The following is a 13,513-nucleotide window of genomic DNA, read 5'->3' as shown; positions in this document are numbered from 1 at the left end:
CCATCGCAGGCATAAAGAGAGAGTAAAAAAAGTTGAGCCAAAACAAATAGGCGTAACACCTACTTGTTTCCGCCAGATGGATTCAAAGCACCTAAACCGCCAAGCATACCCATAGCACTATTTTGTTGATTTTGCTGTACCATTTTGTTTGCATCATTCATCGCTCCGATGAGTAGAATTTGTAGGGAGTCTTTGTCGGAGAGTAGCTCGTCATCAATGTTCAAATCAACAACCTCACCCTTTCCATTTACGGTAAGTTCAACCAATCCACCGCCGCTTTTGACGCTAAATATTTTAGACTCAAGTTCTTCTTGAAGTTTTGTAGCATTCTCTTGCATCCCTTCAAGCATCTTTCCCATATCGCCTAAATTTGTAAACATTACAAAATCCTTCTTATATCTCGTCGTGGATTGCGTCTATATTATTTTCATCATTCAAAAGAACAACTTTTGGCTTATAGGTCTCTAAATCTTTTTCATCATAAGTGGCGTATGCAACGATGATAACTTTATCACCTTTATGAACTTTACGCGCTGCTGCACCATTTAAACAGATGTCGCGTTTACCGCGTTCACCTAAAATGATATATGTAGAAAAGCGCTCACCATTATTGATATTTAAAATTTCTACCTTTTGTCCAACTCGCATCTTTGAAGCTTCTAAAAGCTCCTCATCTATTGTAATCGAGCCAACATAGTTTAGGTTAGCATCTGTTACAGTAGCACGATGAATCTTGCTGTACAACATCTCGATAGTCATTTATTATCTACCCATCTGCTTTTGCATATCAGCTGGTGAAATCGGTGCATCCCACATCTCTTCATCGATGACATACTCTGCAACTACATTACCACCGATGATATGATCAGCAACAATTTTGTCAATTTTCTCTTTTGTAAGACCAGCATACATTGTATGACCAGGTTCTACAAGCATAACCGGACCAGCTGAACAACGATTCATACATGAAGTACGAATAGGCTGTACTGTCCCCATTACACCCTCTTGCATCAATTTTTGTGCAAGATATTGAAATAAATCCTGTGTCTGTGGTGTCACACAAGATGGTTTTGGCATACCTGGAGGAGCTGACTGCTCACATTTAAATATATAAAATGCTGGTTGAGGGATTCCCATAAACTAGTCCTTAATTTTTTGCGCAATTATACCGAAATTCTACATAAATTATATAATAGCCCAAGATAAGTTTATATTTTTAAGCTTATCTGCAACTTTTTAGATATAATTTTGGAAACAAAAATAAAGGCTTTATTTGAAAAATTTTATACTTTTTTTAACACTTTTTAGCTTTACTTCTTTATCTGCAAACACAACAGATATTTATATGGGATTTGGACTTGCAAGAGTAAATGAGACACTTGCACCATATTTAGGAAGTAAAAAAACGACAATTCCAAACTCTGAAGTCTCACTAAAAATTGGATATGGTAAAAGAAGCTCTTATGCAGCTGAATTTACTATTGATTATCTAGAAAATCACTCAAAATATTATGCACAGGGTGATGCACAAAAGTTTGGATTTAATGTCTCTATACTCAAGGCATATAACTTTGGTATTTATATCAATCCCTATCTAAAAGTCGGTTTTGGAGCAGGAATGTTAAAAACATCTGCAGACACTAATAACCAATCACTTACTTATGGGAATTTTCATGCAGGTGCTGGATTTTTTATACCACTTTCAAGACAAATGGACATTGAAGTAGCATACCAATACAGATATATCTCTTATGAAAAAATAAAATTAGACAATGCGTCTAACCCAACTTCTCATCTAAACGCAATCTATACAGGATTTAATATTAGATTTTGAAAAGAGCTAAATATTTAAAAGTTCTTTTACAACCTCTCTATCATCAAAAGGGAATTTTTTATCATATATTATCTGATAATTCTCATCCCCTTTTCCTAAAATAACAACAACCTCTTCATCTTCTTGAGAATCAAGTGCCATCTCTATTGCTTTTTTTCTGTTAAGCTCTACTACCACATTAGTGGTGTCTTGAATACCTGCAACTATTTCATCTATTATTACCTGAGGATCTTCATTTCGTGGATTATCACTTGTAATAAAAAGTTTTTTTGCCAAACTTGCACCAACACGCCCCATAATAGGACGCTTACTTTTGTCTCTATCACCACCTGCACCAAAAACTACTATAAGCTCTTTCTCTTTAAGTGCATTTAGAACCTGCTGCATTCCATCAGGTGTATGTGCAAAATCAACTATGACATTAGGAAGTGCGCATACTTGCTCCATTCTCCCACTCACTCCTGCAAAATTATCTACCACATTGGCAATCTCTTCTAAAGATTTATCTGTAATAAGATCTGTTGCCGCAATTGCTGCCATAAGATTGTAAAGATTGAAAAAACCATGTAAAGAGGCGGTAAAAGGGACTATCTCTTGAAAATGTTGAATAATTCCACTTGAACCATCATTAAGTGAGTACGCCATAAGTCTATATGTTGCAGGATTTTCAATACCATAGGTGTAAGCATTTTTAAAGTTAAACGCAGCCTTTACTTCATCTTTATTAATGAGCTTTTTTCCTTCATCTTGAAAAAAGCTATTTTTTACTTTTATGTACTCTTCTATAGTGTGATGATAATCAAGATGGTCTTGAGTGATATTCGTAAGGATTTTAAGGCTGAAATCTAAGCCCTCAATACGTCTTTGTTCTATCGCATGCGAACTAACTTCCATAATAAAATACTCACATCCAGCTTGAACAGCTTGGTAGATGTGCTTATAAGTATTTAAAACTGATGGTGTTGTAAGTGTCTTTCCCTCACATACTTCATCATTCATAAAAAGACCACGTGTGCCTTGCATCGCAGCTTTATAACCTAAATCAAGCAAAAAAGAGTAAATCGCACTTGCAGTAGTTGTTTTACCATTTGTTCCTGTAATACCAACTATTTTTATTTTATCAATACCAAAAAGTGCTGCTATATCTTGAATATTTATAATCGAGTGTGCACCATTATCCTGTGCATTTTGTAAATATTTTTTATTTTGATGAGTAAGCACAAACGCAGTCTCACTGTCACACTCTTGTGAATTTTCAGTTACATATCTGTAAGACTGCTCTGGTAGCTCAATTTTCAACACTATCACCTTTTATTAATTTTTTTAAAAGAGTTCTTAAAACTTTCTCTGTAGGGTAAATACTTAAAGCATTTTCCAAATAAGTTAAAGCCATTTCAGAGAAACCGTTTGCTATAAGCTTGTCTAAAAAGTCTATAAAATCCTCTTTTTTAGTAATAATTACACGCGTAGAAAACATAATATTTTCAAAGACTTCTTTAAAGTTACCATTTTCCTCTATTAAATGTTTAAAATCACTATAGAGAATTCCATCCTCAAACTCTAAACGTTCTCTTAAAGGTTCCGAAAAGACTTCACTCAAACGTTCTAAAGAGCCATCCATACTCTCTAAAATTTCACTCATTACAATATCTGCCTGCTCTTTATCTTCTTCTTTTAAAACTTCATAATAATCAAAAAGAGCTTCAGCACCATCTTCACCACTCAGTGCCATTTCTGAAAGAATCACACCATTAAATGCCTCTTTAGAATTTGGATAGTTTTGCAATACTTCTGCAAATTTTGATAAAGCACTCTTATACTCTGCTCTTGTAAAACTCTCTTTTGCTTGTGATAATATTTTATATTTACTTACTCTACTCATTGTCTTCTTTTGTGGCACTCAATGCCTATACTATAAACTTTCAATGTCGTGTTCCATGCCTACAGGCACATTCACAACGGTAATTTCTGGGTGTATATCCATTCGAAGTTGTCTCTCAACTCCATACTTAAGTGTACTCCCACTACTTGCACAGCCAATACATGCACCTTTAAGTTGTACATATACGCTGCCATTTTTCACAGTAATAAAATCTATATCTCCACCATCCAATGCTAGTGATGGTCTTACTTTTTCTATTACAGCTTTTACTGGTTCTAGTAACTCTTCATCTGAAAACGGTATCATCTCTATCCTTTTGGTGCTTAATTATCATTTGTTTTTCATAAAATATGACAAAATCGCTTAACAACTCATAAAATATAAATTTACTTAACTTTTTAAAGTGAGTATTTCCTGCACATAAGTCGGTTTTTTCATCCCAACAACAATGTAATCAATATCTTTTTGTTCAAGTAAAAACTCCAAGGCACACTCTTGAATTTGTTTATCACACTTCTTAAAAATATCTTTGAGCTCTGTTCTCAAACGCAGTGAACACTCATACGCTACAGTTTTTCTATACTCAACTAAAAAGAGTTCGATGTATCTTAATAAATCTTCCAAGGCATTTTTATCTATATTTTGTAAAGCTTTTTGAATATGAGGCATAATTTGTGTTATTAAGAAAGTATCATACTCCCCAACCCATCCAAATTTATGTTTGTTCATATCCATCTGCTCTATTATATTGTACAAAGGCTTTAGTAGCTCATCATCACTAACTTCCAACAATTCATTGAGATAATAATCATATTCTTTACTATTTTCATAATCAGCTAAACGAAACATTAAATTATTATAATGTGCATTAAGTGGCCTTGTTGCAAGTACTCGCAGTCCATTATCTTTTGCCCATTTTGCACATTTGAGTCCATCTTGTTCTAAAATATTTATAGGCAATTCAATTGTGGAAAAACTATGAGTCGTATGTCCAAGCTTATGAGCCGCCTTTTGTGCCAATTGAATCAGATCTTCATATGGCAAAAAATCTAAAGCATCACTCTTTTTTGAGAAGTTCTCTGAACTGATGCCATACGAGTCTATTTTTCCATTTTTCACTTCCTCTTCAAGAGCAGAAAACATATTAAAAATTTGCTCATACATGGCATCAAGCATCGCATCTTTTGGCATCTCTTTTTTTATTGCATCATATAAAAAATATTCAGGATTTTGAAACAGATAGCAATCTATTTTTGTTTGATTAAGTCTTTGAAGTGACTTGTCTAACTGTTCAGTTAAAGACTCTTTAGTGTCAGTATAGCCACATTTACTAATGATTTTCACTCTATTGCGTATACTATCTGGAGTGCGATCAAGAACATAGCCAATAGCACGTTCAGCACCACCATCTGTATAGTCTGCAGCAGTATCTATTAACTCAATTGAACCTTCAATGGCCTCTTTTAAGGCTTCAATGTGAAGTGGATTTTGATCTGTAATTCTGTAGGTTCCAAATGCGAAAGTACTCATTAATATATCCTGAAAAGTATTTTAGAATTGGGAATTTTTGTAACTTGGAAAGATGTAGGGGAAAGCCCCTACATTAGTAATTTATACTAATTCAATAAACGCCATTGGTGTAGCATCACCACGACGAATACGAGTTCTAATAATTCTAGTATATCCACCAGCACGATCAACATACTTAGGAGCTAACTCATTCACTAGAGTTTTTGTTGCTTCTTTACTTTGAAGCGCAGCGAATACTGCTCTGTGTGCATTTGAGTCATTACTACCAGCAGTAGTAATTAATTTCTCAACATAAGAACGAAGTTCTTTTGCTTTTACAGCAGTAGTTTCAATTTTACCATGTTCTATTAACGAAATACTAAGATTCGCTAAAAGTGCCTTACGGTGAGCACTTGTACGACCTAGTTTACGATATCCATGACGATGTCTCATATCTATTCCTCTTTATTATGCCGTTATGCGGCTTCAATTTTCTTTTTTAATGCAGTTACTACGTCGTCAGCTAAATCAGCACCAACTTCAAAACCAAACTCTTGTACTTTTTCTACGATTTCATCATAAGATTTTTTTCCAAGATTTTTTACATTTTTAAGATCATTTGTACTCATAAGTACAATTTCACCTATTAGTTTAATATTTGAGCGATCAAGACAGTTAAAACTACGCGCACTTAATCCTAAACTATCTATGTTAGTAGTTAGTTTTTTCAAATCTGGCGACTCTTCAACTCTCTCTATTGTTGCAGGGGCTTTAATATTAATTTCTGAATTAAATACTGCAAGTTGTGCATACATTACTTCAAGTGAATTTCTAAACGCATCTACAGGAGAGATTTGTCCATCAGTTCTAATGTTCATAACAACTCTTTCAAAGTTCGGGTTGTCTTCAACAAGAACATTTTCAATTTTATAAGTTGCACTTCTAACAGGAGTGAAGTAAGCATCTAAAGCAATGTAATCATCATCAACTTCTTCCATAGTATCTTCACTTGCAACATAACCAATACCTTTGGCTACTTTTACACTAAAATTCAATGTAGAATCTTCATTTAGTGTTGCAAGAGGAGCATCTGGAGTCATAACATCAACATCATCATTACCGAGATCTGAACCTTTAATAGTACAAGGTCCAGCAAAACTGTAGTTTATTTCAGTTTCACTTACATCACCATTTATTTTAAAACGGATCTCTTTAAGATTTAATATAAAATCAGAGATGTCTTCAAGCATACCACGAACAGAATCGAATTCATGTTTAGCTCCCTCGATTTTTATAGCTATTGGCGCATAACCAACTGAGCTACTTAATAGAAAACGGCGAAGTGGATGTGCTAAAGAGATAGCATATCCAGATTCAAACGGATACGCCATTATGTTAGCTTCATTCTCACTAATTTGTTCTACCTCGAACTCTTGTGGAGCAAGTGGAGTAGTTTTAATTTTTTTCATATCTTTTACGCCTTTTTTATTAATTATTATTTCGAGTAAAGTTCAACGATTAAACGTTCTTCAACTGGAATAACAACTTCATCACGCTCTGGTAAACGAGTAAAAATACCGAAAACTTTTTCAGCATCAATATCAACCCATGGAGCAAGACCAGTTTGATTTGTAAGTTCTATAGCACGAACAATTTGATTGTTTGCTTTGCTAGATTCACGAACTTCAATTTTTTGACCAACTTTAACACGGTAAGAAGGAATATCTAATTTTTTTCCATCTACTAAAATATGACCATGTGTTACAAGTTGACGTGCAAATCTACGAGTAGATGCAAATCCCATTCTGTAAACAACATTGTCTAATCTTTGTTCAATTAAAGTAACAAGGTTTGTACCTGTATTACCTTCACGGCGTCTTGCTTCAACGAAAAGAGCGTGGAATTGCTTTTCAGAAATACCATACATGAACTTCGCTTTTTGTTTCTCATTGAGTTGTAAACCATACTCAGAAACTTTTTTACGACGTTGACCGTGTTGTCCTGGACCATAAGGACGCTTCTCTAAAGCAGATTTTCCTGCTAAACGACGCTCACCTTTTAGGTTAAGGCTTACTCCAAATCTTCTTTCGATTTTTTCTACTGGACCTCTATATCTTGCCATCAGTAATCTCCTTAAACTCTACGGCGCTTAGGTGCGCGACAACCGTTGTGTGGTAATGGTGTAACATCTTTCATAAATGTAACAGTAATTCCCTCAATAGCTCCAACTGCTTTAACAGCAGTCTCACGACCTGAACCCGGACCTTGTACTTTAATACCAAGTTGTTTGATACCATGTACTTGTGCTTTTGCTACTGCATCTTCTACTGCAGCTTGCGCAGCAAACGGAGTTGATTTTTTAGAACCTTTAAATCCTAAAGAACCAGCTGAACTCCAAGCAATCATATTACCCATTTCATCTGTAATTGTTACAAGTGTATTGTTAAATGATGCTGCAATATGAACGATACCACGAGCTACATTTTTCTTTACTACTTTTTTTCTAACAGCTTTTCTTTTTGCCATACTATAATTCCTTATGCTGCGCCGACAGTTTTACGTTTACCCTTACGAGTACGCGCATTTGTCTTAGTTTTTTGACCACGGCATGGAAGACCACGACGGTGACGAAGACCACGATATGAACCAATGTCCATAAGTGCTTTAATATCCATAGCTACTTTTTTACGTAAATCACCTTCAACCATATGGTTTTCACGGATTTCAGCAGTAATTGCAGCTACATCAGCTTCATTAAGTTCAAAAACTCTTTTATTATAATCAATACTTGTAGCGTCTAATATTTGACGTGAAGCATGAAGACCTATTCCATAGATATATGTTAAACCATATTCTATACGTTTTTTCTTAGGTAAATCAACACCAGAAATACGAGCCATGGTTATCCTTGTCTCTGTTTATGTTTAGGGTTCTTGCAAATTACTCTTACAATTCCTCTTCTTTTGATAACTTTACAGTCATCACACATCTTCTTTACTGAAGCACGTACTTTCATAAGTAGTCCTTTGTTTGTATATCTTTACTGCTCTTAGGCAAACTGTATATCCCCACAAAATCCGAACAAATCGGTAAGAGTACTCATTTGCCAATACTTTTATCTCTTATATAGTATATATAAAGATAGAAATACTCTTTTTATGTTAAAACAGTAAAGTGGATGGGAATTATACATAAAATAATGTAAAAGTATTATTAAGTTGAATAAAAACAGAAGTAAAGTGACACAAAAGTGACATAAATTATTATTAGAACTTAACTCGATTTCCTATAAACTTCTCAAATCACTTTAGGAGAGTAGCCCATGGTAGAGTATATTTTAAAACGTAGTGGAGCTTATACAGAATTTTTCTCTTATAAAATTGAAGATGCGATTAAAAAAGCATTTCAGAGTGAAAATATTTCTTATGATGCGTCTATTTTTATAAATGTTTTAGAGGTACTTGACCATAAACGTACAATTGCTGTTGAAGATATTCAGGATTTAATAGAATATGAATTATATAAAAACAAATATTTTCCTGTAATGCGCTCTTTTATGCTCTATCGTCATATGCACAAAATGCAAAGAGAAAAAATTTTGGATGACGATACAACATATATTAGCTCTACGCAGACAATTGAGGAGTATATAAATGGAAGGGACTGGAGAATTAAAGCAAATTCAAATACAGGCTACTCCAATGCAGGACTTGTAAATAATACTGCAGGTAAAGTGATTGCAAATTACTGGCTAGATAAAGTCTACTCAAAAGAAGAGGGGTATGCGCATAGAAATGGGGACTATCACATACATGATTTAGACTGTCTTACTGGCTACTGTGCTGGTTGGAGTCTACGAGTTCTTCTGGATGAGGGATTTAACGGGGTAAGAGGAAGAGTAGAGAGCTCCGCACCCAAACACTTTAGAGAAGCACTTGGACAGATGGCAAATTTTTTAGGAATTTTGCAAAGTGAGTGGGCAGGAGCGCAGGCTTTTTCCTCGTTTGACACCTATTTAGCACCATATCTATTTAAAGACCAACTCGATTATAAGGAGGTAAAAAAAAGTATTCGCAGTTTCATATATAACCTTAACGTTCCTGCACGATGGGGACAATCACCTTTTACAAATATCACAATAGATTGGAATGTTCCTGATGATTTAAAGGATCAAATTCCAACAAGCAAGCAAAGACATCTCTTTGGAGATATTACCGATGCCAATCTAAGATTCAAAGCAAAAGAGAGAGGAGCCGCCTCTCTCACCGATATGACATATAAATATTTTCAAAAAGAGATGCATATGATAAACAAAGCATACTATGAGGTTATGACAGAGGGCGACAAGACCGGTCAGCCTTTTACATTTCCTATACCAACAGTCAATATTACTGAAGATTTTGACTGGTATGGTGAAAATACCGATTTACTTTTTGAAAATACAGCAAAAATTGGTTCATCATATTTTCAAAATTTCATAGGCAGTCAATATAAACGCGATGCTAATGGAGAACTAATAGAGAATGAAGAAGCATATAAACCAGGATATGTCCGAAGTATGTGTTGCAGACTACAGTTTGATTTAAGAGAACTTCTTAAACGAGGCGGTGGTCTCTTTGGCAGTGCTGAAATGACCGGAAGTATAGGTGTTGTTACAATCAATATGGCACGACTTGGATTTTTACACAAACATGACAGAAAAGCACTTTTTGAAAACTTAGATGCCTTGATGCTTCATGCAAAATCCACTTTGGAAAAGAAACGTATTTTTATACAAGAGATGTATGAAAGAGGGCTCTTCCCCTATACAAAAAGGTATCTTCCAGGTTTTCACAATCACTTCTCCACCATAGGAGTGAATGGAATCAACGAGATGATTCTTAACTTTAGCGATCAAAAAGAGAATATTACCACACAAAATGGTATGAGCTTTGCCATAGAAATTCTCAACCATATGAGAGATAGAATGGTTGCGTTTCAAGAGGAGACAGGAAACCTTTATAACCTTGAAGCAACACCTGCAGAGGGCACAACATATAGATTTGCAAAAGAAGATAAAAAACGTTTTGGTGACAAAATAATCCAAGCAGGTATGGATGACAATATCTACTACACAAATTCTTCCCAAATTCCCGTAGATTACACAGATGACCCTTTTGAAGCACTTGAGTTACAAGATGAACTCCAAACAAAATATACTGGCGGTACGGTATTACATCTTTATATGCAAGAGCGTGTCAGCTCTACTGAAGCGTGTAGAAAACTTGTAAAAAATGTTATTTCAAACTTCCAACTGCCTTATATTACAATCACACCGCTCTTCTCAGTCTGCCCAAAACATGGCTACATCGAAGGAGAGCATGAGTTCTGTCCAAAATGTGATGAAGAGCTCATTGCAAAATATGAAAACCTAGACCTAGAAGCAACAAAGTTGCGTGAGCCCTCTGCTGAGGGGAACTTAGCGTTAGCGTAGATGACAGGATTACTCCTGGCATCGAACACAATTGATGAATAGTAGCTTCATTTTATGAAATAAAATTAAGGAGATATCATGAGTAAAGAAGAGATATTAGTGCTCTTAGAGAGTAAAAGACAAAAATGTATTGTTTATACAAGAGTAATGGGCTACCATAGACCCGTTGAGAGTTTTAATATAGGAAAAACAGGTGAACACAGGCAACGTATTCAATTTAAAGAGTAGCAATAAACCCGTTTATGATATAACAAAATTTACACATCTTGATTATCCACAACATCTTGCCTGTATCATTTGGTTTCAAGGTTGTAATATGCGTTGTAAATATTGCTATAACAAAGATATTGTCTTTGCAAAGGAGGGTGTTTACAGCATAGAAGATGTTCTTACATTTTTACGCACAAGAAAATCTCTTTTAGATGCTGTAGTGTTATCAGGTGGAGAAGCGACAAACCATGATTTAATAAGCCTTTGTAAAGCTATTAAAGATCTTGGTTTTTTAATAAAACTAGATACAAATGGAACTAATATTGAACAAATAAAAAGCTTGCTTCAACACAAGCTAATAGATTATATTGCCCTAGATTACAAGGCACCAAAATATAAATTTTTCACTATAACGCATTCACATAAATACGAAGCGTTCTCCACAACATTAAACTTGCTAATAGAAGAAAATATAGATTTTGAAGTCAGAACAACTCTTCACGCAGATCTTCTTAACGAGGAGGATATAAATGCTATTATCTCAGATTTACACACGAGAGCCTATAAGCATCCCTATTACATTCAAGAATTTAAAGAGACCTCAAACAATATCGGTAACCTTACAAAAGCTTCCAAATTATTTGACAAATCTAAGCTCTCATCAAAACTTAAAATAATATGGCGATAAGAGCTGTCTTATAACTCAACTACAGCTATTTGGTACCCTTCTCCTTTAATGTTTTGTATCAAATCTTTTGAAGTCTTTGCTCTAAATCTTCGTATAAATGTTCTAAGTCTTTCATCACTTACACTCTCTTTCCATAAGTTTTCTTTGATTTCAGCGTAAGGAAGTATGTAGCTTTTTTCTGTCTGTTTATCAATAAGAAGCAATAAAAACTGCTTCTCTTTTTGCGTAAGTGCTATGTATTTATATTTTTTATAAAGTACTTTTTTCGTTTTATTAAATAAAAAATCATCTTTTAGCAGCACAACTCTATTGCCAAAAGAGTGCTCTAATGAACCAATATAATCTAAAAGTTCATCGGGATCAAATGGTTTTATAAAATACTTCACCACCCCTACATCAATTGCACTAAGGAGTTTATCTGTTTCACTAAATGCACTTAAAATAATAATAGGAATATTTGCATTAAGTTCTCTAATCTCTTGTGCCATTTCAAGCCCAGTTTTATTTGGCATCATAATATCGGTAATAATAATATCGGGTACTATTTTTTTAAAAAACGCTAAACCTTCTTCTCCATCATTAGCAACATTAAAACTATAAAAACTCTCCCCAATAGCATTTTTTAAAAGTGTAGATAATCTTTGTTCATCCTCTACAAGAAGTACCCGTAATGTCTTAAAAAATTTATTTTTCATATTTTTCTTCTAATGGAATTTTAATAATAAAAGTCGTAGTATTTTTTTTTGACAACACTTCTAAAGAGCCATTTAGCCCTTTTTCACAAATCATTTTTGACATAAAAAGTCCTAATCCAGTTCCCTGTGAAGTGTGCTTTGTTGTAAAATATGGTTCAAATATTTTATTTTTCTCTTTCATTTTAATGCCTCCAGCATTATCTTCCACACTCACATATGCAAAGTCATTTTCTTGTTTTACAGCAATTTCAATTTCACGGATTAACACCCCATTGTCCACAAAGGCATCTCTTGAATTTTTAATAAGATTAATTATAACCTGCGTAAATTCATTACTGATACCTAAGACTACAACATCTTCATAGAGAGTTTTTACATGAATCATATCTCTTTTTAAGACTTTGTCTAAAATACTTAAGGCTTCTTGAATGCTAGCACCCAGTTCAAAATGATGTTTTTCTCTACTGGGTTTAAAAAAGTTTGAAAAATTTTCTATGGTTTCAGACATATGTTTAATAATTGCCTTGCTCTCACTATAAAGTAAATCTACCTCATCCATCTCCTGATGCAGAGATGATTTTTTCAAACTAAAAAGTGTGAGATTTAACTCCGTAAGTGGCTGTCGCCATTGGTGCGCAATATTTGCCAGCATCTCTCCTAAAGAGGCAAAACGCGACTGCCAAAACATTACCTTTTGCTTCTCCTCATTTTTAAAAATCTCCTCTTTCACCCTTCTTTCAAGAGTTTCATTCAACTCTTTCAACTCTTTTGTCTTTAAATAAACTCTCTTTTCCAAATCTGTATTGAGAAGTGCGAGTTCTCTCTCTTTTTGTTCCAATGATTTTTTATAAAAGACCTCTTGCGTAACATCGTAGCGTATAGCAATATACTCTTTAATATTTCCATCTTCATCCAAAATAGGCGTGACAGTTGTATTTACATAAAAAGTTGAGCCATCTTTTGCTAAATTTTTAACAGTACCTTTATAAATATTTTTTGCTTTGATTGTTTTCCAAAGAAGTTTAAATGTCGATGAAGCTACATCAGGGTGTCTCACTATATTGTGATTTTTACCCAGAAGCTCCTCTTTTTTATATCCAGATATTTTGCAAAATTCATCATTCACAAAGGTAATCACACCATTAATATCTGTTTTTGAGACAATATTACTATTTTCTATCGCTTCTTGATACTGTTTTAACATAGCTTAATTCTATCAAAA

General features: G+C 34.2%; 19 protein-coding genes. 4 read left to right on the top strand and 15 right to left on the bottom strand.

What is annotated here, in order from left to right; genetic code table 11:
- Window positions 1-59 precede the first annotated feature (59 nt).
- The 3 genes from MV589_RS10690 to MV589_RS10680 are packed head-to-tail and all read right to left on the bottom strand — an operon-like array spanning window position 60 to window position 1,137.
- Window positions 60-380 (bottom strand): YbaB/EbfC family nucleoid-associated protein, encoded by a 321-nt coding sequence (locus MV589_RS10690; RefSeq protein ID WP_297434707.1) that lies wholly within the window; start codon window positions 378-380, stop codon window positions 60-62.
- A gap of 13 nt (window positions 381-393) precedes the next feature.
- Entirely contained in the window at window positions 394-759 is a 366-nt protein-coding gene (panD, locus tag MV589_RS10685; protein WP_297434705.1) for an aspartate 1-decarboxylase, read from the bottom strand.
- Window positions 760-762: 3 nt separating this feature from the next.
- A complete protein-coding gene (locus MV589_RS10680) occupies window positions 763-1,137 on the bottom strand; it encodes a (2Fe-2S) ferredoxin domain-containing protein (RefSeq protein WP_297434703.1) in 375 nt (124 codons plus the stop codon).
- A 136-nt stretch (window positions 1,138-1,273) separates the two neighbouring features.
- Between MV589_RS10680 and MV589_RS10675 the strand changes: the two genes are divergently transcribed.
- Window positions 1,274-1,834: an outer membrane beta-barrel protein gene (locus tag MV589_RS10675; RefSeq protein ID WP_297434701.1), complete on the top strand. Its 561-nt coding sequence runs from the start codon at window positions 1,274-1,276 to the stop codon at window positions 1,832-1,834.
- Between the two features lie 6 nt (window positions 1,835-1,840).
- Here MV589_RS10675 and MV589_RS10670 read toward each other — a convergent pair whose 3' ends face one another.
- The 10 genes from MV589_RS10670 to rpmJ all read right to left on the bottom strand — a co-directional run bounded on the left by MV589_RS10670 (window position 1,841) and on the right by rpmJ (window position 8,241).
- Window positions 1,841-3,133 (bottom strand): UDP-N-acetylmuramoyl-L-alanyl-D-glutamate--2,6-diaminopimelate ligase, encoded by a 1,293-nt coding sequence (locus tag MV589_RS10670; protein ID WP_297434699.1) that lies wholly within the window; start codon window positions 3,131-3,133, stop codon window positions 1,841-1,843.
- Entirely contained in the window at window positions 3,123-3,716 is a 594-nt protein-coding gene (locus MV589_RS10665) for a hypothetical protein (RefSeq protein ID WP_297434697.1), read from the bottom strand. The genes MV589_RS10670 and MV589_RS10665 overlap by 11 nt, the downstream gene beginning before the upstream one ends.
- Before the next feature lie 30 nt (window positions 3,717-3,746).
- Window positions 3,747-4,022, bottom strand: coding sequence for a NifU family protein (locus tag MV589_RS10660; RefSeq protein WP_297434695.1), 276 nt, complete (start codon window positions 4,020-4,022; stop codon window positions 3,747-3,749).
- An 84-nt stretch (window positions 4,023-4,106) separates the two neighbouring features.
- Window positions 4,107-5,246 carry an aldo/keto reductase gene (locus MV589_RS10655; protein WP_297434693.1) on the bottom strand — a complete coding sequence of 380 codons (1,140 nt, stop codon included), beginning with the start codon at window positions 5,244-5,246 and terminating at the stop codon, window positions 4,107-4,109.
- Window positions 5,247-5,327: 81 nt separating this feature from the next.
- Window positions 5,328-5,678 (bottom strand): 50S ribosomal protein L17, encoded by a 351-nt coding sequence (gene rplQ, locus MV589_RS10650; protein WP_297434691.1) that lies wholly within the window; start codon window positions 5,676-5,678, stop codon window positions 5,328-5,330.
- 23 nt (window positions 5,679-5,701) lie between these two features.
- On the bottom strand, window positions 5,702-6,694 hold the full coding sequence (locus MV589_RS10645) for a DNA-directed RNA polymerase subunit alpha (RefSeq protein ID WP_297434689.1): 993 nt from the start codon (window positions 6,692-6,694) through the stop codon (window positions 5,702-5,704).
- A gap of 26 nt (window positions 6,695-6,720) precedes the next feature.
- Entirely contained in the window at window positions 6,721-7,347 is a 627-nt protein-coding gene (rpsD, locus tag MV589_RS10640) for a 30S ribosomal protein S4 (RefSeq protein ID WP_297434687.1), read from the bottom strand.
- Between the two features lie 11 nt (window positions 7,348-7,358).
- Window positions 7,359-7,751, bottom strand: coding sequence for a 30S ribosomal protein S11 (rpsK, locus tag MV589_RS10635; RefSeq protein ID WP_297434685.1), 393 nt, complete (start codon window positions 7,749-7,751; stop codon window positions 7,359-7,361).
- Window positions 7,752-7,762: 11 nt separating this feature from the next.
- On the bottom strand, window positions 7,763-8,125 hold the full coding sequence (gene rpsM / locus MV589_RS10630; protein ID WP_297434684.1) for a 30S ribosomal protein S13: 363 nt from the start codon (window positions 8,123-8,125) through the stop codon (window positions 7,763-7,765).
- A gap of 2 nt (window positions 8,126-8,127) precedes the next feature.
- Complete coding sequence (rpmJ, locus tag MV589_RS10625; RefSeq protein WP_041675103.1) at window positions 8,128-8,241, bottom strand: 50S ribosomal protein L36; 114 nt, start codon at window positions 8,239-8,241, stop codon at window positions 8,128-8,130.
- 306 nt (window positions 8,242-8,547) lie between these two features.
- On the opposite strand from rpmJ, the gene MV589_RS10620 reads away from it, so the two are divergent.
- The 3 genes from MV589_RS10620 (at window position 8,548) to MV589_RS10610 (ending at window position 11,596) form a co-directional block, all read left to right on the top strand.
- Window positions 8,548-10,698, top strand: coding sequence for a ribonucleoside triphosphate reductase (locus tag MV589_RS10620; RefSeq protein WP_297434680.1), 2,151 nt, complete (start codon window positions 8,548-8,550; stop codon window positions 10,696-10,698).
- Between the two features lie 78 nt (window positions 10,699-10,776).
- Window positions 10,777-10,926 (top strand): anaerobic ribonucleoside-triphosphate reductase, encoded by a 150-nt coding sequence (nrdD, locus tag MV589_RS10615; protein ID WP_297434678.1) that lies wholly within the window; start codon window positions 10,777-10,779, stop codon window positions 10,924-10,926.
- The gene (locus MV589_RS10610) at window positions 10,892-11,596 is read left to right on the top strand and encodes an anaerobic ribonucleoside-triphosphate reductase activating protein (protein ID WP_297434676.1); all 705 of its coding nucleotides are present in this window, start codon (window positions 10,892-10,894) and stop codon (window positions 11,594-11,596) included. Before nrdD ends, MV589_RS10610 begins: the two co-directional genes overlap by 35 nt.
- Window positions 11,597-11,604: 8 nt before the next feature.
- Here MV589_RS10610 and MV589_RS10605 read toward each other — a convergent pair whose 3' ends face one another.
- Window positions 11,605-12,291, bottom strand: coding sequence for a response regulator transcription factor (locus MV589_RS10605; RefSeq protein ID WP_297434674.1), 687 nt, complete (start codon window positions 12,289-12,291; stop codon window positions 11,605-11,607).
- Window positions 12,281-13,495: a PAS domain-containing sensor histidine kinase gene (locus MV589_RS10600; RefSeq protein WP_297434673.1), complete on the bottom strand. Its 1,215-nt coding sequence runs from the start codon at window positions 13,493-13,495 to the stop codon at window positions 12,281-12,283. The genes MV589_RS10605 and MV589_RS10600 overlap by 11 nt, the downstream gene beginning before the upstream one ends.
- Window positions 13,496-13,513: the final 18 nt, after the last annotated feature.

Origin of the sequence: Sulfurimonas sp., assembly GCF_026991475.1 — a bacterium.
Classification (GTDB): Bacteria; Campylobacterota; Campylobacteria; order Campylobacterales; family Sulfurimonadaceae; genus Sulfurimonas.
This window is presented reverse-complemented; position numbering and strand designations above follow the sequence as displayed.